Raw genomic sequence first — 733 nt, forward strand, 5'->3', positions numbered from 1 at the left:
CGCAAGGTGGTGCGGGCGGTGCAGTCCTTTGCCCAGCGCTTTCGCCGCATCCGCATGGTCGTCGCCTGCCGCGTGCGGGCCTACGAGGGGGAACGAAACGCGGCCTGGCAACTGCCTGGCTGGCCGACCGCAACCCTGGCCGACTGGACGCTTGGCCAGATGCAGGCCTTCATTACGGCCTGGTACCGCACGGTTGCGGAGTTGCGCATGCGGACGGAAGGCTGGCGTGACGAACGGCAGCGCACGCTGCACCGTGCCATCGCAATGCGCGAGGATCTGCAGCACTTTGGGCGTCAGCCGCTGATGATCACGGTGATGGCCCTGGTGCATCTGAACGATGGCCGGATCCCCGAGGAGCGGGCCAGCCTCTACGGACGCTGTATCGATATTCTGTTGGGGCAGTGGGAGATCGCCGGGAAGGAGCGCAGCGACTATGGCACGCTGATGGACTATCTCGGCCTGCCCGACGCCGATGCGCAGAGTTTGCGTCCTCTGCTGGGCAAGGCGGCCTACGAAGCACATCGGGCCGCCCAGCCCGGGGAGGTGGGCAGCCTCAGTCGTGCGGTGCTGCGCACGCTGGTTGACGACGAATTGAAGCGGCGGCGGCACCCGAACCCTTCGCTGGGGGCGGACAAATTCCTGGAGTATACCGACCTGCGGGCGGGGCTGATCCAGGCCAGTGACGCCGGCGATGCCTACCGGTTTCCCCACCAGACCTTTCAAGAGTATCTGG

General features: G+C 66.3%; 1 protein-coding gene. It reads left to right on the forward strand.

The window, feature by feature from the left end:
- A partial coding sequence (locus tag A9Q02_RS24205; protein ID WP_172450864.1) for an NACHT domain-containing protein occupies nt 1-733 on the forward strand: 733 nt, incomplete at both ends.

Origin of the sequence: Candidatus Chloroploca asiatica (assembly GCF_002532075.1) — a bacterium.
In the GTDB taxonomy this organism is placed as follows: Bacteria; Chloroflexota; Chloroflexia; order Chloroflexales; family Chloroflexaceae; genus Chloroploca; species Chloroploca asiatica.